General features: G+C 48.4%; 19 protein-coding genes. 8 read left to right on the forward strand and 11 right to left on the reverse strand.

Going from position 1 to position 20632, the window contains the following annotated elements:
- The first annotated feature begins 48 nt into the window (after positions 1-48).
- The 3 genes from NYR53_RS32695 (at position 49) to NYR53_RS32705 (ending at position 2514) form a co-directional block, all read left to right on the forward strand.
- Complete coding sequence (locus NYR53_RS32695) at positions 49-897, forward strand: helix-turn-helix transcriptional regulator (protein WP_261303122.1); 849 nt, start codon at positions 49-51, stop codon at positions 895-897.
- A 478-nt stretch (positions 898-1375) separates the two neighbouring features.
- Entirely contained in the window at positions 1376-2134 is a 759-nt protein-coding gene (locus NYR53_RS32700; protein ID WP_261303123.1) for an exodeoxyribonuclease III, read from the forward strand.
- A complete protein-coding gene (locus tag NYR53_RS32705) occupies positions 2134-2514 on the forward strand; it encodes a DUF3817 domain-containing protein (RefSeq protein WP_261303124.1) in 381 nt (126 codons plus the stop codon). Before NYR53_RS32700 ends, NYR53_RS32705 begins: the two co-directional genes overlap by 1 nt.
- Before the next feature lie 198 nt (positions 2515-2712).
- Here the strand turns inward: NYR53_RS32705 and NYR53_RS32710 are convergent, their stop codons facing one another.
- Entirely contained in the window at positions 2713-3222 is a 510-nt protein-coding gene (locus NYR53_RS32710; protein WP_261303125.1) for a DUF4188 domain-containing protein, read from the reverse strand.
- A gap of 16 nt (positions 3223-3238) precedes the next feature.
- Positions 3239-3874 (reverse strand): TetR/AcrR family transcriptional regulator, encoded by a 636-nt coding sequence (locus NYR53_RS32715; protein ID WP_261303126.1) that lies wholly within the window; start codon positions 3872-3874, stop codon positions 3239-3241.
- A gap of 223 nt (positions 3875-4097) precedes the next feature.
- On the opposite strand from NYR53_RS32715, the gene NYR53_RS32720 reads away from it, so the two are divergent.
- Complete coding sequence (locus NYR53_RS32720) at positions 4098-4754, forward strand: DUF2306 domain-containing protein (protein WP_261303127.1); 657 nt, start codon at positions 4098-4100, stop codon at positions 4752-4754.
- Positions 4755-5238: 484 nt separating this feature from the next.
- Positions 5239-6210: an NAD(P)-dependent alcohol dehydrogenase gene (locus NYR53_RS32725; protein WP_261303128.1), complete on the forward strand. Its 972-nt coding sequence runs from the start codon at positions 5239-5241 to the stop codon at positions 6208-6210.
- Positions 6211-6324: 114 nt separating this feature from the next.
- Here the strand turns inward: NYR53_RS32725 and NYR53_RS32730 are convergent, their stop codons facing one another.
- From NYR53_RS32730 to NYR53_RS32750, 5 genes are all read right to left on the reverse strand, one after another.
- Positions 6325-7602 carry an MFS transporter gene (locus tag NYR53_RS32730; protein WP_261303129.1) on the reverse strand — a complete coding sequence of 426 codons (1278 nt, stop codon included), beginning with the start codon at positions 7600-7602 and terminating at the stop codon, positions 6325-6327.
- The gene (locus NYR53_RS32735; RefSeq protein WP_261303130.1) at positions 7581-8252 is read right to left on the reverse strand and encodes an ArsR/SmtB family transcription factor; all 672 of its coding nucleotides are present in this window, start codon (positions 8250-8252) and stop codon (positions 7581-7583) included. The genes NYR53_RS32730 and NYR53_RS32735 overlap by 22 nt, the downstream gene beginning before the upstream one ends.
- A 320-nt stretch (positions 8253-8572) precedes the next feature.
- The gene (locus NYR53_RS32740) at positions 8573-9409 is read right to left on the reverse strand and encodes a sulfurtransferase (RefSeq protein ID WP_261306601.1); all 837 of its coding nucleotides are present in this window, start codon (positions 9407-9409) and stop codon (positions 8573-8575) included.
- Positions 9410-9440: 31 nt separating this feature from the next.
- Positions 9441-9914: a GNAT family N-acetyltransferase gene (locus NYR53_RS32745; RefSeq protein WP_261303131.1), complete on the reverse strand. Its 474-nt coding sequence runs from the start codon at positions 9912-9914 to the stop codon at positions 9441-9443.
- An 81-nt stretch (positions 9915-9995) separates the two neighbouring features.
- Positions 9996-10655, reverse strand: coding sequence for a hypothetical protein (locus NYR53_RS32750; RefSeq protein WP_261303132.1), 660 nt, complete (start codon positions 10653-10655; stop codon positions 9996-9998).
- A gap of 27 nt (positions 10656-10682) precedes the next feature.
- On the opposite strand from NYR53_RS32750, the gene NYR53_RS32755 reads away from it, so the two are divergent.
- Positions 10683-11207, forward strand: coding sequence for a GNAT family N-acetyltransferase (locus NYR53_RS32755; protein WP_261303133.1), 525 nt, complete (start codon positions 10683-10685; stop codon positions 11205-11207).
- On the opposite strand, the gene NYR53_RS32760 is transcribed toward NYR53_RS32755, so the two are convergent.
- Genes NYR53_RS32760 through NYR53_RS32770 form a run of 3 tightly spaced genes read right to left on the reverse strand, consistent with a single transcriptional unit; the run spans position 11196 to position 13668 of the window.
- Positions 11196-11507, reverse strand: a complete 312-nt coding sequence (locus NYR53_RS32760; protein WP_261303134.1) for a 4a-hydroxytetrahydrobiopterin dehydratase — start codon at positions 11505-11507, stop codon at positions 11196-11198. The two genes, NYR53_RS32755 and NYR53_RS32760, sit on opposite strands and share 12 nt — an antisense overlap.
- Positions 11508-11526: 19 nt before the next feature.
- Positions 11527-13335: a DNA helicase RecQ gene (recQ, locus tag NYR53_RS32765; protein WP_261306602.1), complete on the reverse strand. Its 1809-nt coding sequence runs from the start codon at positions 13333-13335 to the stop codon at positions 11527-11529.
- A gap of 39 nt (positions 13336-13374) precedes the next feature.
- Positions 13375-13668 (reverse strand): hypothetical protein, encoded by a 294-nt coding sequence (locus tag NYR53_RS32770; protein ID WP_261303135.1) that lies wholly within the window; start codon positions 13666-13668, stop codon positions 13375-13377.
- 213 nt (positions 13669-13881) lie between these two features.
- Between NYR53_RS32770 and NYR53_RS32775 the strand changes: the two genes are divergently transcribed.
- Positions 13882-15480 (forward strand): SWIM zinc finger family protein, encoded by a 1599-nt coding sequence (locus tag NYR53_RS32775; RefSeq protein WP_261303136.1) that lies wholly within the window; start codon positions 13882-13884, stop codon positions 15478-15480.
- Positions 15468-18344 (forward strand): DEAD/DEAH box helicase, encoded by a 2877-nt coding sequence (locus NYR53_RS32780; protein ID WP_261303137.1) that lies wholly within the window; start codon positions 15468-15470, stop codon positions 18342-18344. The genes NYR53_RS32775 and NYR53_RS32780 overlap by 13 nt, the downstream gene beginning before the upstream one ends.
- A 909-nt stretch (positions 18345-19253) precedes the next feature.
- Here the strand turns inward: NYR53_RS32780 and NYR53_RS32785 are convergent.
- On the reverse strand, positions 19254-20441 hold the full coding sequence (locus NYR53_RS32785; RefSeq protein WP_261303138.1) for an EAL domain-containing protein: 1188 nt from the start codon (positions 20439-20441) through the stop codon (positions 19254-19256).
- Positions 20442-20632: the final 191 nt, after the last annotated feature.

The following is a 20632-nucleotide window of genomic DNA, read 5'->3' on the forward strand; positions in this document are numbered from 1 at the left end:
ACGGATACTGATATAAAATATATCAGGATATTGGGGTGAATCCTTGTTATGAATTCTGAAAGAAGACGAAAAGAACTAGCTGATTTTCTCCGGACCCGTCGCTCGCGTCTATCTCCGCATGAGGCGGGATTACCGATTGAGACCTCACGTCGTCGTACGCCTGGTCTGAGGCGGGAAGAAGTGGCAAGTCTATCAGGCATTTCCTTACCGTGGTACACCGCACTGGAGCAGGGACGGGATATTCAAGTATCGGAACAAGTACTGGAAAGCTTGGTTCGTACCCTTCAACTTAGCAACGACGAACGTAATCATCTACTTGTGTTGGCTAACCATGCTGTACTTCCACACGAAACAGTGGATGAATCCATTTCTCCAGCCATTCAACAGATTCTTGACAGGATGGGGACCTACCCTGCCTATGTCATCGATAAGCGCTGGAACGTTTCCGCATGGAACCAAATGACGAATAAGGTATGTGGGGACTTTAAACAAGCGACAGAGATCGAGAGAAATATCCTTTGGCGCGTGTTCATGATGAAGGATAAGCAAGCTCGCATTGTTAATTGGGAAAACGTTGCCACCATGCTGTTAGCTCATTTCAGAAGCCGATATGCCTTATACATGAATGATTCGTGGTATCAGGAATTAGTTAACATGTTATATGCCGGGAGTGAGGAGTTCAGGGAGTGGTGGGGGAGACATGAGGTTTCCGGAAATTCGGAAGGAGAAAAATTGATCCAACATCCTGAAGCAGGCCTGTTGACATTTCGTTACAATAATTTCACAGTTTCTGAAAGCGGTGACTTCGTGATGAGGGTATTCACACCAATCGAAAACACTGGAACTGATGAACGGTTAGAAGATTTATTGTCTGAGTTTCGTTCGGGCAGTCTATAATCTACATCTCTCACCTATTCGAACACTGATACATCTCTAAATTCCTTATACACATCTTTATTCCGATCCTCATTCCCATCTACATTCCCAACTCTTCATGCAAATCTTCAACACAGTCCTCATTCCCAGACTCATTCCTCAACTCTTCATGTACTTTTTCACCACAATCCTCATTCCCATTGGATTAGATACAGTGTTTTCGAAGATTGAGTGTGGGAATGGCTGCCTCATTGGATATTTTCCAATGTGAGTAAGAATTGTGAATTGAGTTATGAGTAGTTTGTAGTTTATAAGAGTTTGAGTAGTTAGTAAGTCTAGTTAGTAGAGTAGTGAGAGAAATAGAAGTGGCGTTTGCCCAGGAGAAGGTTGTACAAAGGCAAAGATGGATCAAGCTTCCCTGATCCTCATAAATCGCCGACGAGGACGGACTTATGATACACTGAACTATATATGTAAGCAGCAAGGGGAAATGATGAAGATGAAACTTGTATCCTGGAACGTTAATGGGTTGAGAGCATGCGTCAATAAAGGGTTCATTGATTATTTCGAGCAAAAGGAGGCAGATATCTTCTGTCTTCAAGAGACGAAGCTGCAGGAAGGACAGATCAACCTAGAACTAGGCGAAGCCTATACACAATATTGGAATTATGCGGTTAAAAAAGGGTATTCTGGCACCGCCGTTTTCACAAGAATTCAACCGCTCTCGGTGAGATATGGTATGGAGGAGAATGAAGAGCCGGAGGGTCGGATCCTCACGTTGGAATTCGACAATTTCTATCTCGTGACCGTCTATACACCCAATGCGAAACGTGATCTCTCTAGGCTGGATTACCGTGTGGAGTGGGAGGATCGCTTTCGAAGCTACCTCTTGCAACTTGACGCCCAAAAGCCTGTTGTCGTTTGCGGTGATTTGAATGTTGCCCACCATGAAATTGACATCAAGAATGCCAAAGGAAATCTCAATAATTCAGGCTTTACCCCACAAGAACGCGGCAAAATGACGGAATTGTTGGATGCAGGATTTATCGATACGTTCCGACATCTCTACCCTGATCGGACTGATGTCTATTCGTGGTGGTCTAATATGCCAGGCGTAAGAGCCCGTAATGTGGGATGGAGAATCGATTATTTCCTGGCATCTACGAGACTAGGTCCTAAGATCATTGATGCTCAAATTGACTGCGATATATTGGGCAGCGATCATTGTCCTGTCGTATTGGAGCTCGATTGGAGTTAATGAAAGTAAATTCAAACGTTGAAAACGAGATTGGAGCGATTATTATATTATCCACATCCTTAGGGCGTTTGCGTCTAACAAGCTATATTGAAGGTATTTCTTATCTTTTTCTACTGTTTATAGCCATGCCGTTTAAATACTTCTTGGACCAGCCTCAACTCGTGTTTGTCGGCGGTATGTTTCACGGTGTGATGTTCGTGCTTTATATCATAACGGCGGTGCACGCTTTTGTTCAAAGACGTTGGAACTTAAACCGAGCACTCCTAATTATCGGCTGTATTTTCATCCCATTCCTGTTCATCAAACAAGATCGTATGATCCATAAAGAGGAGTTAGAGCTACAGAAGGGTCGTCCCATTGATCCGAAAAAGAGAGCTTAACCGATGCTCAATTCATCTACTCCAAAAGAACTTCTTCGAGCCCCTTCTATGGGGTTCTTTTGCTATTCAGCAAGTCTTAAAAATTTCAATACTTTTGCAAAATAAAAGACTGCAGCAGCCTACCCGAAGGCAGCCTATTACAGTCCGTAATGTTAATTGGGAGAATCGCGACCTCCATTCATCCTTCACCGCAATTACTTATGCCGGATTAGAAGGTGTCGGAACGGCAGGCTCTCCATCCCGCCCAAGCCTCCTGCTTGCCGTTTCTCGTTTTCCGACAGCGGGGACGTGACTGCCAGCCTTTGCTAGACCGGAGACAGGCATGTTGTTATAGACACACTCGTAATTTCCTTCAGGAATCAAATAGGTTTCATGGTAGATCCCGACAGCGCCGCTCGTTCCAACCTTTTTATTAAAATTACGCCACGCTTCTAAATGAGTTGCACCATGCCTTGCATAGTGCTCTAATTGCTCGAACGTTTTCCAATACTGGATAAGAGTCACACCCCGCCAAGAAAGATGAAAACTGGCATCAATAAAGCCTAATTCAGGGTTGCGATACAATTCTTGAAGCATCGGATTCATTGCCTTGGCCACAGGCAGCCACTTATGCAGCGCCCATAATTTATTCACTCTCATCCCAATGATAAAGACAACGAAAGAACCATCCATTTGCGCCGTAAATCTGCCCGGAATTACTTTACTCATGCATTCATCGCTCCTCTTACCTATTTTCAAGCAATTGTAGATGGGTGTTATAAAAGCCCTTAATATCCTTGGAACCATATAGTTGAGCGGTCAAAAATGCTCCGTAAAACACCGTAAACAGAACCTTTACCGCTGTTTCTACCGTGAATTCTTTTCTTAGCTTTCCATCTGTATTCGCCTCAGTCATGCAACGATGAAAAAGTTTGTACATGTCAGGTGTCTGCGCGCCAACTTCCTCATGAGCAGGGAACAGTAAATGAACCTCTGCTTCACTCAATTCCGGCATGCAAGGATGCATGTTCATTTCTGCCAGAAAAGATATCAAGCTTGGCATCAATCCCGGTCTTTCCTCAGCCTCTTCCGCCACTTTATGGAGTATATGCTGGATAACCGAGAATCCACGTTTACCCTCCGCTTCGATCTCAATGATACGTTCTGTTAACCAAACACGCATAAAATAAACGAGCAAATCTTCCTTTTTTTGAAAAAATTTAAAGAAGGTGACCCGGGATATTTCTGCTTTCCGGCAAATATCGTCGAGCATCATGTCTCGAAACATCTTGTCTCCGATTAGTGACAAACTGGCTTCATACAATGCTACTTTGGTTCTAGCCTTTTTTAATTCCCTTAAGGAAAAGGATGAACGATCCATGAGTGATCTCCTGAAATAATAGTTAACTTTAGTCAATAAATTAACATTAGTTAAGTTATTTTGTCAAGATAAAGCAATTTCCCCTCTAAGAAAAGGCCTCACATCAGCTCCATCCTCGACTTTGGTTGGGGTCTCCACTCCGTCTGAGGTCGCTTTTGAAGGTGGCCACCCTGATGTTAGAATCAACTCAATAATAAAAAAGACCGAATGTGAGGGATGAACAATGGGAGCACGACGAAGTACAATTCGCGTTTGGGCATTTGGACTATTGGCTTTTTTGGCTTTGGCAATTGGAGCTTATGCATTGGTCATGTACGGAACGCCTGACCACCTCCATAAGCAGGGGTTCGTAACGGGAAAAGGCCATCTGCCCGATTTGTGGTACAACATCCTCTGGGCGCATGCCATCTCTGCTGGAGTCGCACTTGCTATAGGCTGGCTTCAGTTTATCAAGAAGCTTCGTCATCATGCACCGAACATTCACCGTTTGATCGGCTATATATATTCCACAATGATTACAATCGGGGGCTTAACCGGCCTGTACTTAGCTTTCTATTCGAATGGCGGTTGGTTCGCGCAGCTTGGCTTCGGATCGCTATCAATCCTATGGCTTTACACACTCTTCCGCAGTCTAAAAAGCATTATCGTCGATCGCGACAAGGCCGACCATGGCCGCTGGATGGTACGTAATTACGCGCTTAGTTGTGCAGCAATCACTCTCCGGATATATACCCCGCTGGCTGCGGTATTCCTAGGATTGACCGATACGAACGATACTTTTTTCGTCATCGCGTGGATTGCTTGGATTCCCAATTTGTTGCTAGCTGAGCTTATGATAGGTGAAAATAAACGTACAAACGGAAGGTCGTTGGTACGTTAGCTTGGGAATAGATCAATGCACGTTAATCGAGTAGGCTCATGATAAAGAGACACATATGCCATCACATTCGGACATACGTCCACATATCCAGTCGTCCTCACGTATATAACCGAAACAAATGAGAAGTTAACCTACACCAGCGATGGTTCATCAGTACCGGATTTTGAAATTATTTTCACGAAACCAATCTCATAAAAAGAAATAAGCAAAACCCAACCCACCTTCATCTGAGGGTGGGTTTTCTCTGCTTTACTGACGGCAACATGCAGAATAGCAAAGTCTAATCCAATTTCCGAATCAAACTCCTAATATTCGAACAAGCCATAGGCAATTATTGCCCCACTGTGTTTAAAAGCTCACCAAGGGTGTTAGGGAATTATTTCACCAAGCAGTGTAAAGATGACTAGACTTTATGTATAGTTTAGATTACATTATGTACATAATACTTAACTTGCGTAAAAGGTTAACTTTAGGAGGGATTCATATGAGAGCGATTATATGTACAAAATACGGAACTCCGGATGTTCTTCATCTCCAAGAGGTAGAAAAACCTACTCCCAAGGACAATGAAGTACGCATACGTCTACATGCGGCAATCGTAACACCATCGGACTGCGCCTTTCGAAAGGCTGACCCCTTCATTGTCAGATTAATGTATGGCCTGGGCAAACCCAAACACGCGGTACTAGGGGTTGAGTTCGCAGGGGAAATTGATGCCGTGGGCAAAGCTGCGGCTTCATTTGAGGTAGGTGACCCCGTCTATGGGATAAGTCCACATAGCTTTGGCGCTCATGCCGAGTACATGTGTCTGCCTGAAAGCAACCCCTTGTCAACCAAGCCAGTCAATATGACCTATGAAGAAGCAGCCGGAGTCTGTGATGGGGCATTAACATCATTGATTTTCCTCAGAGATACAGCACATATTCAGAGCGGACAAAAAGTCCTTATCCATGGCGCTTCTGGGTCGGTAGGCGCTTATGCGGTACAGCTTGCCAAATACTTTGGAGCAGAAGTTACCGGGGTATGCAGTACCACGAATGCATCACTAGTAAAATCCCTTGGAGCTGATCAGGTCATTGACTATACCAAGGAGGATTTCGCCAAAAATGGTCAGACCTATGACATTATTTTCGATGCGGTAGGCAAACGTTCGTTTTCACAATGTAAAAGCTCGCTAAAGCAACGAGGGGTTTATCTCTCGACGGTCCCTACACTGGGAATTATGCTTCAAATGTTATGGACTTCAAAGATCGGCAGCAAAAAAGCTAAATTCACGGCTTCGGGCTTACAGCAGAATAAAGAAAATCTAGTGTTCCTCAAAGAGCTTGTTGAGGCAGGGAAGTTAAAATCAGTCATCGATAGACGCTATTCATTGGAACAGATTGCCGAGGCTCATAGGTATGTTGAAACGGGACGCAAGAAGGGGAATGTGGTTATAACTTTCGGACAAAAATAATAACACCTAACAAGTAACGTGCATAGAAAAAAGGCTGGGGGACACCGTTTGACGGTGGTTTCCCTGCCCTTTTTTTCCAAGCTATAGCATTGCTAACGCCCTTCTCGTTCTGATCTATCGACCGATCCCTCTGCGCGACCAGATCATAACCGGGATCAGCAGCAAAGACAAGAACCCGCCAGCTAGAGAGAGGACAGCAAAGCTGGAATGGGCGACGACCATGCCCGACAACACTCCGCCCGATGCCCCCGCCAATGATACCAGGACATCCACCGTTCCTTGTGTCTTGGCGCGCGTGGCCGGGGATGTCGCATCGATGATCTGCGCAGTGCCGCTGATCAGACCAAAGTTCCAACCGAGTCCGAGCAGCGCCAGAGCAACGATGAGCCAGACCATCGAATCGGCCGGCGCCCAAGCGGCAAGCAGTCCGGCTAGCAGCAGCGTGATCCCCGATGCGTAGGACATGAACATACGCCCGACCTTGTCTACAAGAACTCCTGTTACCAAGGAAGGCAGAAACATCGCCGCGACATGAATGCCGATCACCATGCCGACCGCGCTCAATCCATGTCCGTGATGCTTCATATGGACCGGCGTCATCGTCATGATGGCGACCATCACGATCTGCGTTAAAACCATCACGGTCGTCCCGATGATGATCCCCCGATTACGGACTGCTGGCGCCAGGATATCCGCATCAACCGCCGTTTGGGATGGATTCGCTTGATGCGCTTCGGCAATAGCTTTAGAGACGATATATGGATCTGGGCGGAGAAATGTCCAGATCACCAGACCCGCAAGAATAAAAGCGACTGCACCCAGCATAAACGGGCCCGCCAGAGCAGGGGCGCCGACAGATGTCGCGAATCGCCCTGTGACCCCCACCAGGTTCGGCCCCGCAACCGCACCAAACGTCGTGAATACCATAGCTAAGCTGACGGCTCTTGCACGCTGCTTAGGCTGAGCTAAGTCAGTTCCCGCATACCGCGCCTGCAGATTAGTCGACGTGCCGGCGCCATAGATCAGCATAGAAGCGAACAAAAGCGGAAGGTTATTAACAATCGCTGCGAATACGACTCCGATCGCACCGATCCCCCCTGCAAGAAAACCTGCAGTCAGGCCTACCCGACGGCCAAGACGCCCAGAAAGCCGTCCGACAAGCAGTGCCGACGAAGCCGCGCCCAGCGTCAATAGAGCCGAAGGAATCCCAGCTAAACTATCCGTCCCGAGCATATCCTGAGCAAGCAGCGCTCCGACCGTGACGCCGGCCGCAAGTCCCGCTCCGCCAAATAGTTGGGCGATGATCACGATCATTAGCGATCTCCGATAGAGCTGCTGCTGTCTCTCTGGAGAATGAATGAACTCTTTAATCAATTCGTTTCCTTCAGCCATTCATACTCTCCCCCCTCCAACCGATATGCCATGATCCCCTCCTGCTGCAACTTGGCTACAGCCTGTGTCGAACAGATGCAGTAGGGGCCTCTGCAATAGACTGCAACTTCAACGAGCCCAGGCAGATTTCGAAGGTATGGTTCCAATTCCTCCATCGGTACGGAGATGGCTCCAGCGAGATGGCCAGCCTCATATTCGTCTCTCGGTCGTACATCAAGCAGGATGATCGCTCCGGCCTCTATCTTCTCCTTCGCTTCCTCCAAAGATAACGTCCTCACATCCTCATAGTGGTGTAAAAATTCCTGTTTAATCCGCGCGACGTCCGCAAGCTGACTCTCGCCAATGCGCCACATTGCAAACAAAAACGCGGCAATAGAAGGGTCAGCCAACGAATAGATGACATAGGTACCTTTCTTGCTGAACTTCACTAATCTGGCATCGAGCAAAACCTGAAGATGTCGGGATACGTTAGCCACGCTCATCTCCGTGACTTGGGCCAGCTTCTCTACCGACTTAGGCCCCTGAGCAAGTAAACTCAAGATTTCAAGCCGCTTGTCGCTGGATAGGCACTTCCCCACCCGGGCTAACTGCTGAAACAGTTCATTTTTAAACTCTTTTGCGGAATGGATTGCCTCAGGTACAGATTCCATGAACGTCCGTCCTTTCATATTCAATTTATTAATTGAATAATAGAATGCGATTGGGCTCTTCGTCAAGAAGTAATATTACATCCTGAAAGGTTCAGGGGGATATCTCGGAAACGAAGAGCATTAATCTTCACACGAACAAATAAGCGCTGAAAACGTGCTTAATCATGCAGCATAACTACTTATCCCCAACTTTATGCACATCTTATCCACAGACTGCGGTAATCATAATTTCCTATACAACCGAAAAAAGGCCGTAACAGCCCACCTTTCGGCAACCTGTCACAGCCCTCAAACCCGCGTACGACGCGGCTTCCCAGTTCTTACTCCTCGCCCTTCGCAATCGGATTATCCTCATACGAAATCCAGTCGCTCCAGCTTCCACTATAGAGCTTCACGTTCTCAAAGCCCGCTTCGCTAAGGCCCAGCACGTTCGGGCAAGCCGTCACGCCGGAGCCGCAATAGACGATGATTTCATCAGCGTCGCGCAGCGCGGCAAAGTGCTGCTCCTGCTCCGCAGCTGACAACCAGGCGCCATTCTCACCGAGAACGCCTTTCCAGAAGAAGCTGCGAGCGCCCGGGATGTGGCCGGCCACCGCATCGATCGGCTCTTCCAAGCCGAGGTAGCGGCGCTCCTCGCGCGAGTCAACGAGCACGGTGCCTGGACGACCGAGTTTGTCCTTGACCTCGTCCATGCTCGCCAACATAGCGCGATGCACCTTCGGTGAGAAGGTCCGCGGGAACACAGCGGACACTTCATCGGTAACCGGGTAGCCAGCCGCTTTCCATGCTGAATACCCTTGGTCTAAAACGTATACCTCGGAGTGACCGAGGAATTTCAACATCCACCATAGCCGTGAAGCCATGGCCCCGCCTTGATCGTCGTAAGCCACGACGGTCTTCGTACCATCGATCCCGAGGTTGCCCACGAGGATAGAGAAGGCTCCTAGATCAGGGAGCGGATGCCGGCCTCCGTGCGCCATTTTGGCACCGGAGAGGTCTTTCTCCAAGTCTACGTATACGGCTCCTGTTATATGGTCTTTCTCATAATTCTGTCTGCCTGATTCTGGTTGTCCTAGCGCAAAGCGGCAATCCGCGATCACGATGTTTGCATCGCCCAGCTGCCCAAGCAGCCAAGTTTGACTTACGATATTTTCCACAGGTTCATGCCACCTTCCCCTCAACAATCAATTAATCGCCCATCCCACTTGTCGGATTAGCAGAATATGACTGCCAATCACTGCGATCTCCACCCATTTTATCGTAAAATGCTTGGGCGCGGAAGTTATCTTTGGCCGTAGTCCACGTTAAATTCGCATAGCCATTTCTAGCCGCATACCCTTTGCAAGCAGCAAATAGCTTCGCTGCCGCACCTAGACCACGTTCAGCCTCGATGACGAATAGGTCGTTCATAATCGCTATTTTGGAAGCACGCAAGGTGCTGAAGGTAAAATATAAGGTCGCAAAGCCAACTAACGTCCCCTCTTCCGTCTCCGCTACGAATTGAATACCTTCCTTCTGCTCAAGCAGTTGGTGAATTAATCCGTTCAGCTTCTCATCCTCGGGTTGTCGATACTGATAGAAGTCCACAATATAAGCAAGCATTAACGTTTTCAACTGCGGGATATCTTGCATTACCGCTTCACGAATCGTAACTTGGGTCATTTAGGATGACCTCCTATTCCAATTAAGTCTATACACTCATTGTACCCCAAATCTTGCCTTTATGATGAAAGATACCCTTGGTTAAATATCTTCCATTTCCTTCCGATACAGGAGATAAATAATCCACCCTAAGAGTAGGCTTAACCCTGCTGCGAAGTAGAATATGGACGTTATTTTCAATGTAACCCCATAATAAGTCAATGAGAACAGTACAAATGCAAACAGAAACACATGCAGTAGGATATTCTTCTGTGGAAGCCAAGCACTTTTGGAGCTTATCTCGATTCGAACGGTAAAACCCAAACGTTTCTTAACCAGAATCAAAGCGGTTAGGTATGCCAGCGATGCGGCCACTATTTTCAAAGCACGATAAGAGGAATCAAGCCCCTCAAAATAAGCAGCAATTGAAATATGGGTAATGAGCGGCATCATGAATAGAACAACGGCCAAATAAATCGTATAGCCTAGAGAGCCGAGAAACGCTATCATGAGCGCATGCAGCTTTCGCACGCGAAATATATAGTGAATAAAAACCGCTTCCGTTACAATAATGAGCATAGGTTCCAAGCTCTCCGCCCACTGTTGGGTTAAAAACAACCTAAATAAGCAAGTAGTAACGAAGGAAGCAAGCAGCACAAGCGGCCATTTTGTTTTCACCGAGATCCGGAATAGGGTTAGTCCCAACACGAGCATAGAAAATATAGTTATTGTGCTAATGGGAATATGACTATACCAATCCATTTGAACCTCCAACCAATAGATGAAAGGATGATAACTACGAACGATAAGATACATACAAGCTTACCATGGCGCATCGTTCCCCTAACAGAAGCGAATTGCATTGAACTTTGCACTTGGAGGTATTCGTCTCCATACGATTTATACAATTGGTCTCCATGGGAGATTATGCTCCAAGAACAAGCAGAATTCGCCGACCCGCAAATTCGAGCTGAGCAGTATCGAGCTGTGGTGGATGAAGACGGCATATTATCTGGGTTCGCTCAATTCTTCCCCATTGTCGGGGTGACACGCTTAGGGCTAGGACTTCGACCGGATCTTTGCGGGAAAGGGAACGGAATCGGTACCCAATTCGTCCAAATCATTGTTCAAGAAGCTGTGCGCCGGACACCCCAGCAGGAAATTGATCTAGAAGTTCTCGTCTGGAACGAGCGTGCGATACGGACGTACGAAAGAGCTGGTTTTACGATTACAGACACGTATGAAAAGTGGACCCCCACTGGGATGGCTGACTTTCACTGCATGGTATATAACGGACCAAGCTTAATCAGGTGATCCACTACCAGTAGTAATGTCAGCAAAAGCCTGATCAAATTTAGCAGCGGATTCGAAATCCAAATCGGTTAAGCCGCCTGCATGCCAGGACGTAAGTCGCAGCGTGACCATCTTATAATCGATGGCGATCATCGGGTGATGGTTAAGAGCTTCCGAAATACGGGCGATTTCGTTCACGAAGTCTATGCCTTGCATGAATGCCGTAAATCGATATTTACGCACAATCCATTTGTGATCGTCTGTCGACCAGCCCGTCACCTCCGCAAGTTTCTGATCAATGGCTGTGTTCTCAAGCTTCACCTATCACCACTCCTCTGATTTATTCAAAATCATAGGCGACCGCACCCAATTCGCCTTCTCCCGCATACGTGCGAAGGAGGTCCAGGAACGGCTTCCCGTAGTTTCGGTATTTCACCTCGCCGACACCTTTGATTCGCAGCATGGCGGATTCCGATGTCGGACAAATCTCACTCATTTCACGCAGCGTGCTGTCCGCGAAAATAATATACGGCGGCACCTTCTCACGTGCGGCAATTTCCCGACGAAGCAGACGAAGCTGCTCGAACAAGGTGTTATCGATAGCGGCAGCCTTAACCTGCTGCTTGCGCACCTTCTGGTATACTTGCAGCTTCCCTTGAAGCACTTCTGCTGCAGGCTGCAGCAGCTTCACAACCGGATATTGACCATCCGACAGCTGCAAATACCCTTCCGAAATCAGCACGTTGATTAGATCAGAAATTTCTTTCTCCGGCAGGTCTCGCATAATGCCATGAGTTGGCAGACGATCGAAGCGATAGTCGACAATCTTCTTTGCTTTCGAGCCTTTGAGCACGGAGGCGACCATCGAGATGCCGAAGCGTTCCCCCATCCTGCGGATGCAGGAGAAAATCTTCTGAGCTTCGACGGTGATATCCACCGTATCACGATCATCTTTGCAAGAGCTGCAATTGCCGCAGGTATCTTTAATATTGGTTTCATCAAAATAGTGCAGAATGACGTTGCGCAAGCATCGTGGTGAATAGCAAAAGTCGATCATCGTCTGCAGCTTCTTGTACTCATTCGCTTTACGCTCCGGTGAGAGCTGATTCTGCTCGATTAGAAACTTCTGCGTCATAATATCCTGCGCGCTAAAAAGCAGAATGCACTCACTCGGCTCTCCATCACGACCGGCACGACCGGCCTCTTGGTAGTACGCCTCCATATTTTTCGGCATATTGTAATGAATGACATAACGGACGTTAGACTTATCGATGCCCATCCCAAAAGCGTTCGTCGCGATCATCACGCGAATATCATCATACAGAAACGCCTCCTGCATGTAGGAGCGTTCCTCATCGGTTAGACCGGCATGGTACTTCCCTGCGGCGAAGCCTTTTTTGCGCAACGTTTCATATAGCTCTTCAACATCCTTACGCGTAGCGGCATAAATAATACCAGGCTGATGCGTATGTTCCTTCACATAATTCTGAATGTAATCCCGCTTATTCTCACCGCGAAGAATCGTCAATTCCAGATTATCCCGTGAAAATCCGTTGACGAATATGCCCGCTTGATCCAAATCAAGCAGTCTCGCAATATCTGCTGTGACTTCGGCGGTAGCCGTCGCTGTGAAGGCTGCGACAATCGGACGATTGGGCAGCTCCCGAATGAACGGAGCAATCGACACATAGCTCGGGCGAAAATCATGACCCCATTGCGACACGCAGTGCGCTTCATCAATGGCCACTAGCGGAAGGTTCAGCGCAGACATGCGAGCACGAAACCGTTCCGACTCCAGCCGCTCTGGCGCGATATACAGCAGTTTATATTTGCCCTGCATGGCGCCTTGCATCCGCTGTTCCACTTCTTTAGCTTCCAGCGTACTGTTAATGAAAGTTGCCGGAACACCAAGCACTTGGAGCGCATCCACTTGGTCCTTCATCAAGGAGATCAGCGGTGAAATAACCAGCGTCACACCCTCCATGAGCATGGCAGGAACTTGATAACAGATCGATTTACCTCCGCCCGTCGGCATAATGCCTAGCGTATCTCGACCTTCAAGCAGATTCGTAATGATATTCTTCTGACCCTCGCGAAATTCCGGGTATCCATAAACTTGTTGTAAGACCTTCCTTGCTCCATCCAACATAACTTCCATACACCTTTCTATATCACACTTCTGCCTGATTCACACCAAATAGATGACGGAAACCAGCTTCTCCCCGTCATGGACCTTCAGCACGTGATTATTCGGATCATGGCGAACGGATCCCGCTCCTATGTGCATCACAGGCGCATTTCCTAATCCGTAAAAAATATCGTCAGCCAGCGTTCGCAGGCATTCTTCCTGTTCGTCCTTTTCAAGCTCCTGCCAGTCGTCCGCATTCATTTCCAACAACTCATAAAATCCATCAACCATCTCAATGCCACGTACAAAATCAGTGACAATATCCTTGTATTCTCTGCCAAATTTAATACCCATCCGCGAAGTCTCCCTTCTAAAGCATTTCGTATAGCTTCACTTTATCATATTATAGGCAGGAATGCAGGGTTAACACCTATTAACCCGATGAGAACTTATTTTCTGATGTGTAAAAAAAACCCCTTTGGCATAAACTGTGGAAATGGGCAATTTCGGAAAAAATCTGTTACTATGGAAGAAGGAATGTACCGCTCGGAGGGTAGGAAAGCACACATGCTGAAACTGCAGATTCCCAAAAATCGAATGAACTACCTAATCAAGCAAATCCCGCTTCATTTCGACGCCGTCGTTCTGGAGCAGGGCTGGGAGTATTACCATAAAGGTCGTGTGACCGAAGTCGATCTGAAAGGCTTGAACGTTCAGGCGACCGTCGCTGGCAAAAAATTACTGAGCACCATGCTGAATTTAGAAAATTTCGCCTCTAGTGAGTGCAGCTGCTCCTATGAAGGCTTTTGTAAACATATCGGTGCCACTTTCTTCAGCCTATATGCGCCCTATGGACGTCCGGAACTGCTGCTTCAACAGTTAAAACAACAAATACACACAAGGAAGAAACCCGCACGCGGGGCAACTTTGATACAAGAACGGAAAGCTGCTGCAGCTGCACAGGCCAACGTGCCTCTTGAAGAGGCTGTGCCCGTTGATTGGCATCGCTTTTTTGAAGGGAAATTCCATGGATTCTCCATTTCTCATCAGCACTCGATCGAAACCTTTTACGACTCAGCACTAGAGTCCTTGCCGGGCTATGCGGCCAATTGGAGAAATTCAACACGCGAGATCTATATGTTCCATATCGTGCTGTTCATGATGCGGAAAATAGAACAATTTTATCAAGAAACGAAAAGCTCCTACTTGTCTTATTATCACGAGAACGGCTGCAAAATTGCCGCAAAAAATTGTGAGGATAAGCTGGTTGAATTCGTGGAACGAACAGATGTGAATACCTCATTCGAGGCGGAGCCCAAACACTGGCAATCCACCATGAAAATGCTCGGAGAATTCGCTCTGCAGGGTAAGGATAGTCCGATTGATTGGCTGTTTGTCTATCGCTTCATTTGGTGGAAACTGGCGAATCAATCTGCGGCACAGAAAGAGGAAATTCAGCGTCTCGACACCCTTCTCGCGAAAAAGGACCTCTTAGCTCGGAAGAAGGATACGCTTCTGGCGGCTAGAGCGCATTTTGATATTATGCAGGGGGATACGGCAAGCGCTTTTGAGCGTCTTGGGCAGCTCACGCATCCGAGCGCGAAGGATTACTTCCTTTACCTGAACTATTATTACAATGAAAAACAGTGGAACAACATGCTTGTTTGGCTTCGCTGGCTGTTCGCATCGATTACGAATGCCAATCACGATGATTTCCGGACCTTTTGCCAATACTGGCTCGATACAACCAAGTATCTTGAATCTGATAGCGAATGGGTTCAGGTGATGGAGTCCCTGCTGCCTCGTTCCTATTACTATTACACGGCTTATTTGCTGCAAACAAAACGGTATCGGCAGTGGGTAGACTTGCAATTAGCGAACCGTATATCACCGCTGAGCTTATATGGGATGGAGCTTAAAGCGATTGAAGAGCATGATTCGGCTTTACTCCTCCCCCTCTATCACCAAGCGGCCGAACGGGCTGTTCTGGAGAAAAATAGGGCTTCTTATAAGACGGCTGTTCGACTGCTTAAGAAACTGCACGGCATCTATAAGCAATTAGGCCAGGACGACCGCTGGGAGCACTATGTCTATCGATTAGCGGATAAGTTCTCACGCTTGCGTGCTTTCCAAGAAGAGCTCAAGAAAGGAAAATGGATTCGATGATCGAAACCAGCGCGCTGACAGTTCACGTTAGCTCCATACCTAATGGTTCTTTGTTTCTATGGGGGACCCGCGAGAACGGCGGCATTTGGGATGCTCTTGATTTGAAAAATATGCTGTTTGCCTGGCATCGCGCCTCTTTTTTCGGCACGTTCATGGAGCCCAGCGAGTGGCAAAATCGGGAGGGCATTGAGCTGCTGCCGCTCGATGCGCTCGATTATTTCAGCGATCCGCAGCCTGTGCAGCATCTACAGCTTAGCTGGCACAAGGACTGTGCGGATTTGATGCGTCTTGCTCCGGCTGTTCGAGAGGCTTTGGCGTCCGGTCGTTTCATGCCGGATTATGAAAAGTGGAAAGCCGGCGAGATTGGTTGGAAGCTGCAGCTTCCAGAAGAACTGCAAGCCTTGGAATCCCCAGCCGTTTCACGCTGGATTCATGCGCTGATTCCCGAGTGGGTAGACGCCGACGGCCTCATGAAAGACAATCTGCGCAAGCTCGAAGCGGCGCATCCGTTGATGCGCCGCGGTGAGATCGGCGCGGATCTATGGCTCGACGAGGAAGATTGGCTCGTCGCTATTGGTTGGCGCCAAGACCGGTCGCCGATGCGTACCTGTCTGCAGCTCGTGGAGCCGGACCTGGCGCATGGCGCGGGCTGGCAGCTGCGCGTGCTGCTGCAGGACCGGCTTGCGCCGGAGGTGCTGCGCACGGTGACGCCCAGCGGCGAGCCGGTCGTGGGTGAGCTGCCGCTGCCGGAGGCGTGGCTGCCAGAGCTTGGCCGCGTAGAGCGTGACGCGGCGAAGTGGGTACGCATCCTGCCGTGGCTGGATGCGGGTGAGGGTGCTGGGCTCCGTCAGACGTTGACGGAGGAAGAGGCTTGGCGCTTCCTCGCAGAGGGAAGCGTGCGGCTTGTTGAGGCAGGAACGAGTGTGTTCCTGCCGGCCTGGTGGGAGCGCATCCGCAAGATGAAGCCGAAGCTGCGCGCGAAGATCAAGTCTTCCGTCGGTTCTGGGCGGGAGACGATGTTCGGGCTGACCCAGCTGATGCAGTTCGACTGGAAGCTGGCTGTTGGGGATCTGGAGCTGACGGAAGAGGAATTCCGGCAGCTTCTGGAGGAGAAGCGCAAGCTGATCCAGATTCGCGGCAACTGGATTCAGCTCGACCCGCTGTTCATGGCGCAGGTCGAGCAGATTATGAAGCAGGTGCAGAAGAAGCAGGGCCTCTCCTTCCGCGATGTGCTGGAGCTTCACTTCGCGGGCGATGCCGGCGGGCTATTGCCGGCTGAGGATGACCCAGATAGCGTGCGCTACATCGAGATGGAGGTAGAGCTGAACGAACAGCTACGCCACATGGTCGATCAACTCACGCAGGCGGAGTCGATTCCGACGATACAGCCTCCGCCCAGCTTTCAAGGATCTTTGCGCCACTATCAAGTCGACGGTATCTCTTGGCTGTTGTTCCTGCGCCGTTTCGGCCTAGGCGGCTGTTTGGCCGATGACATGGGGCTCGGGAAAACGATCCAGTGGATCACGTATCTGCTCACCGTCAAAGAGAACGAGCAGCCCGAAACGCCTTCCCTCCTGGTATGCCCGACGTCCGTACTTGGGAACTGGCAGATGGAGCTTAAGCGTTTTGCGCCGTCACTGAAGGTTCATCTTCACTATGGTCCTCAACGTTTAAAGGGACCTGCTTTTAAAGAAGAAGTCGTGGGCAAGGTCGATTTAGTTTTGACATCTTATACGCTTTCCCATCTGGATGAGGTTGAGCTAGGCTCTATTGCTTGGAACTCCATCTGTTTGGACGAAGCCCAAAATATAAAAAATGCTTACACGAAGCAAGCTTCCGCGATTCGCCGACTCGATGGTTACCATCGCATTGCGTTAACGGGAACACCGATTGAGAATCGGCTTACGGAGCTGTGGTCGATCTTTGATTTTGCGAACCCAGGCTATCTCGGCACGGTGCGTGAATTCACACACCGCTATGTGAATGCCATCGAGAAGACGCGCGATAGTGAGACGATCGGCAAGGTGCAGAAGCTGATCCGCCCTTTCCTGCTGCGCCGCGAGAAGAAAGATCCCGCGATTCAGCTGGATCTGCCGGAGAAGAACGAGTCGAAGACGTTCATTTCGCTTACTGCCGAGCAAGGCTCGCTGTATGAGAACTACATCCAAGACATGTTCGATCGTCTGGATAAGCTCTCCGCCATGGAGCGGCGTGGTCTCATTCTCGCCGCTTTGACGAAGCTGAAGCAGGTGTGTAATCACCCTGCTTTGCTGCTCAAAGAAGGCATCCACGCGCCGTGGAGCGGACGCTCCAACAAGCTGGAGCGCCTGCTCGAGATGGTGCAGGAGCTGCGCCAAGAGGGCGACAAATGCTTGATTTTTACGCAGTTTGTGGAGACAGGCAACCTGCTCCAGCATGTGCTGCAGCAGGAGCTTGGCGAGAAAGTGTTGTTCCTGCACGGCGGAACACCGAAAAATGGGCGCGATGAGATGATCGCGCACTTCCAAGACATTAGCCAGCCGGCTAGCGAGCAGCGAAATGTGTTCATTCTTTCGCTGAAGGCCGGCGGCATCGGGCTCAACCTGACGGCGGCGAATCATGTGTTCCACTACGATCGCTGGTGGAACCCCGCCGTCGAGAATCAAGCGACGGATCGCGCCTTCCGTATCGGCCAGACGCGCCATGTGCAGGTGCACAAGTTCGTGACGCTGGGCACGCTTGAGGAGCGCATCGATGAGATGATCGAGCGCAAGCTCGGCCTCAGCCAACAGATCGTTGGCTCCGGTGAGAACTGGATCACCGAGCTGTCGACCGACGAGCTGCGCGATCTGTTCTCGCTGCGCCGCGAGTGGGTGGAGGCTTAGGGGTTTTGAGTTTTGAGTTTTGAGTTTTGGGCTCTGAGGCTTGGAGTTCAATCCTGGGCTTAAGCTTCTGGCTTCGAGCTTGGACCTGAGTTCAGGTTTAGTCATGCGACTGCTTCCTCATATACGTTTATTAGAATCCTGCATAGTTTTGTGCAGGATTTCTTTTTTAGCATTTATTCGACTCGAATGAATGAATTTAACCACCAATTACCAAAGCTACTCCGCCTACTTTAATTCAAATTGTGCATCTCTTTGAACAGATAACTCTCATCTTCAAGAGTTTTGCTGCAAAACTACAGAAAATTCGACTCATACCGCCCATTTTGAGTCAAAACGCAGATATTTGATGCACAAAATGCATCTTCTCATTCAAAAATGGAGATTCCCCCTTCATTTGATGTACTTTTTGCATCCAGTTGTTTCTACTCGCATCCCTTTGCCGCCAAATCAGCGATATTAGCTAGTTGTCGGAGTTTTAGATTACTTGGAGTAGCTAGTTCTTTGGGTTAGAGTCTGCGGGTTGGGTTGGGTTGGGTTGGGTTGGGTTGGGTTGGGTTGGGTTGGGTTGGGTTGGGTTCAGCTTCGAGTTTGAGTTTGGTTCGGGTTCGGGTCCACACCCAGATCCGAGTCTAGCATCTGGCTCTGACGCTGAGTCTGTTCTCAGTTGGCTGATGGTTCAGATCTTCCCCGAAACGCAAAAAAGGCCACCCGAGGTAACCTCTCACCAAACACTCGCATTCTCACACTATCTTCTTACGAACTCGCTTCACGTACTTATTCATACTCACTATCTTACACGCACTATCTCATACGCGCTCTCTGCCACACACTCTCTCTATCTGTCTATCTATCTTTCTATCTATCTATCTCCTTCTCTATTTCCCTCTATTTCTCTCGCAATCTCTCAAATCAAATCATCAAATCTCCAAACAAATAAAAACCCTCTCCCAATGCACAGGAATAAGTCTGAATCTCATGCGAGGTGTCTAAGTCTGTGTATGCTTGGGATAGGATCCCTTGCTTTTGCAGGTTCATCATCATGATGTTGGAGATGAAATAGGGTCTCCATGTCCAGTTTGCCCCGCGATAGCTCTCATCTTTGGTCCATGCTTCGTCTTTGCGGCTGTAGTTGGACGAGATTTGGCAGCCGTCCTCGCGACATATGTACATACGTATACAATTTTCTGACACGTTGCTAATGATATTTTCGATGACACGATCTGCATCTTCAGCGGTTGATATACAGACGGAAGAATGGATAAGTAAAACTAGGCTTTGATGAATGGTCAAAAGGCGGCTATAGCGCCCAAGTTCATCTTGACCAAAGAGTTTCATTTCTTCTTTTAGCATAGTTTTGAAGGCATCCTTGCGCTGCAACTGCGGTTCAGCTTTAGAGAAGAGATAGCCTTGGACATACCTTGCTCCGATTTGAAGAGCACTGCGTAATTCTTGCTTCGTTTCTATTCCTTCGACGAGCAGGGAGGCACCCATTTGAGCCGCTAGAATGGAAAAGGATTGCATCAGCGCCTTGTAGCCGGCGTGGGTGGCGCTTTTTTTTAAAATATTAAGATCGATTTTCAATATCTTTGGTTGCAGACTGGCGATTCGGTCGAAGTTGCTAAATCCGCTGCCCACATCGTCAATGGCAATTGTACAGCCGAATTCTCGATATAATTCTACAATTTGTGTCAGCTCATGAAGCTTCCCTGTGAATTCCTCTTCGGTTATTTCGATCACGATACGTGCTGGATTTATTTGGTATTTCCTTAATAGCTCGATTGTTGGCAGCACGCCTGTGCGCTTATAGGTTTGATAGATCCATGAAGGTTTTAAGTTGATGAATAAGGAACTTTCATCTTGAGCCGAAACTAGCTGTTCGATCGCCCGCTCTCTCAAATGCCGATCAATATGAAGCTGCATGTCTTCGGGAATGTCAGGATTTTTGAAAAAAGACCCCAAACTTTCGACACTACCCTCCCGAATTCGTCTTCCCAGTGTTTCGTAGCCGATGATTTCTTGGCTCTGAAGTGAAAGTATCGGTTGGAAGAATGGACGTACTTCGTGTAGTGGCGGAATCCTGCTGTCTTTTACCTGCACTGTGCGCCCTCCTCAAGCAAACTTCGATGATCTTAACATTTAACATCAATCGTGTAATGAATCATATTTTAAACGACATTCCCCTATCTTGCAATGCATTGATGGAAGAAAACATAACATGATCGTTTTTAAAAGGAATCTGTTGCGTTATGTCGAATTTTTAGTACATCCTTTCATCCTATTAGAATCTA

Source organism: Paenibacillus andongensis (assembly GCF_025369935.1).
Classification (GTDB): domain Bacteria; phylum Bacillota; class Bacilli; order Paenibacillales; family NBRC-103111; genus Paenibacillus_E; species Paenibacillus_E andongensis.

Coding starts and splice junctions, on each gene's coding strand:
- NYR53_RS32695 (WP_261303122.1), top strand. CDS start 49: ATGAATTCTGAAAGAAGACGAAAAGAACTAGCTGATTTTCTCCGGACC.
- NYR53_RS32700 (WP_261303123.1), top strand. CDS start 1,376: ATGAAACTTGTATCCTGGAACGTTAATGGGTTGAGAGCATGCGTCAAT.
- NYR53_RS32705 (WP_261303124.1), top strand. CDS start 2,134: ATGAAAGTAAATTCAAACGTTGAAAACGAGATTGGAGCGATTATTATA.
- NYR53_RS32710 (WP_261303125.1), bottom strand. CDS start 3,222: ATGAGTAAAGTAATTCCGGGCAGATTTACGGCGCAAATGGATGGTTCT.
- NYR53_RS32715 (WP_261303126.1), bottom strand. CDS start 3,874: ATGGATCGTTCATCCTTTTCCTTAAGGGAATTAAAAAAGGCTAGAACC.
- NYR53_RS32720 (WP_261303127.1), top strand. CDS start 4,098: ATGGGAGCACGACGAAGTACAATTCGCGTTTGGGCATTTGGACTATTG.
- NYR53_RS32725 (WP_261303128.1), top strand. CDS start 5,239: ATGAGAGCGATTATATGTACAAAATACGGAACTCCGGATGTTCTTCAT.
- NYR53_RS32730 (WP_261303129.1), bottom strand. CDS start 7,602: ATGGCTGAAGGAAACGAATTGATTAAAGAGTTCATTCATTCTCCAGAG.
- NYR53_RS32735 (WP_261303130.1), bottom strand. CDS start 8,252: ATGGAATCTGTACCTGAGGCAATCCATTCCGCAAAAGAGTTTAAAAAT.
- NYR53_RS32745 (WP_261303131.1), bottom strand. CDS start 9,914: ATGACCCAAGTTACGATTCGTGAAGCGGTAATGCAAGATATCCCGCAG.
- NYR53_RS32750 (WP_261303132.1), bottom strand. CDS start 10,655: ATGGATTGGTATAGTCATATTCCCATTAGCACAATAACTATATTTTCT.
- NYR53_RS32755 (WP_261303133.1), top strand. CDS start 10,683: ATGATAACTACGAACGATAAGATACATACAAGCTTACCATGGCGCATC.
- recQ (WP_261306602.1), bottom strand. CDS start 13,335: ATGTTGGATGGAGCAAGGAAGGTCTTACAACAAGTTTATGGATACCCG.
- NYR53_RS32770 (WP_261303135.1), bottom strand. CDS start 13,668: ATGGGTATTAAATTTGGCAGAGAATACAAGGATATTGTCACTGATTTT.
- NYR53_RS32775 (WP_261303136.1), top strand. CDS start 13,882: ATGCTGAAACTGCAGATTCCCAAAAATCGAATGAACTACCTAATCAAG.
- NYR53_RS32780 (WP_261303137.1), top strand. CDS start 15,468: ATGGATTCGATGATCGAAACCAGCGCGCTGACAGTTCACGTTAGCTCC.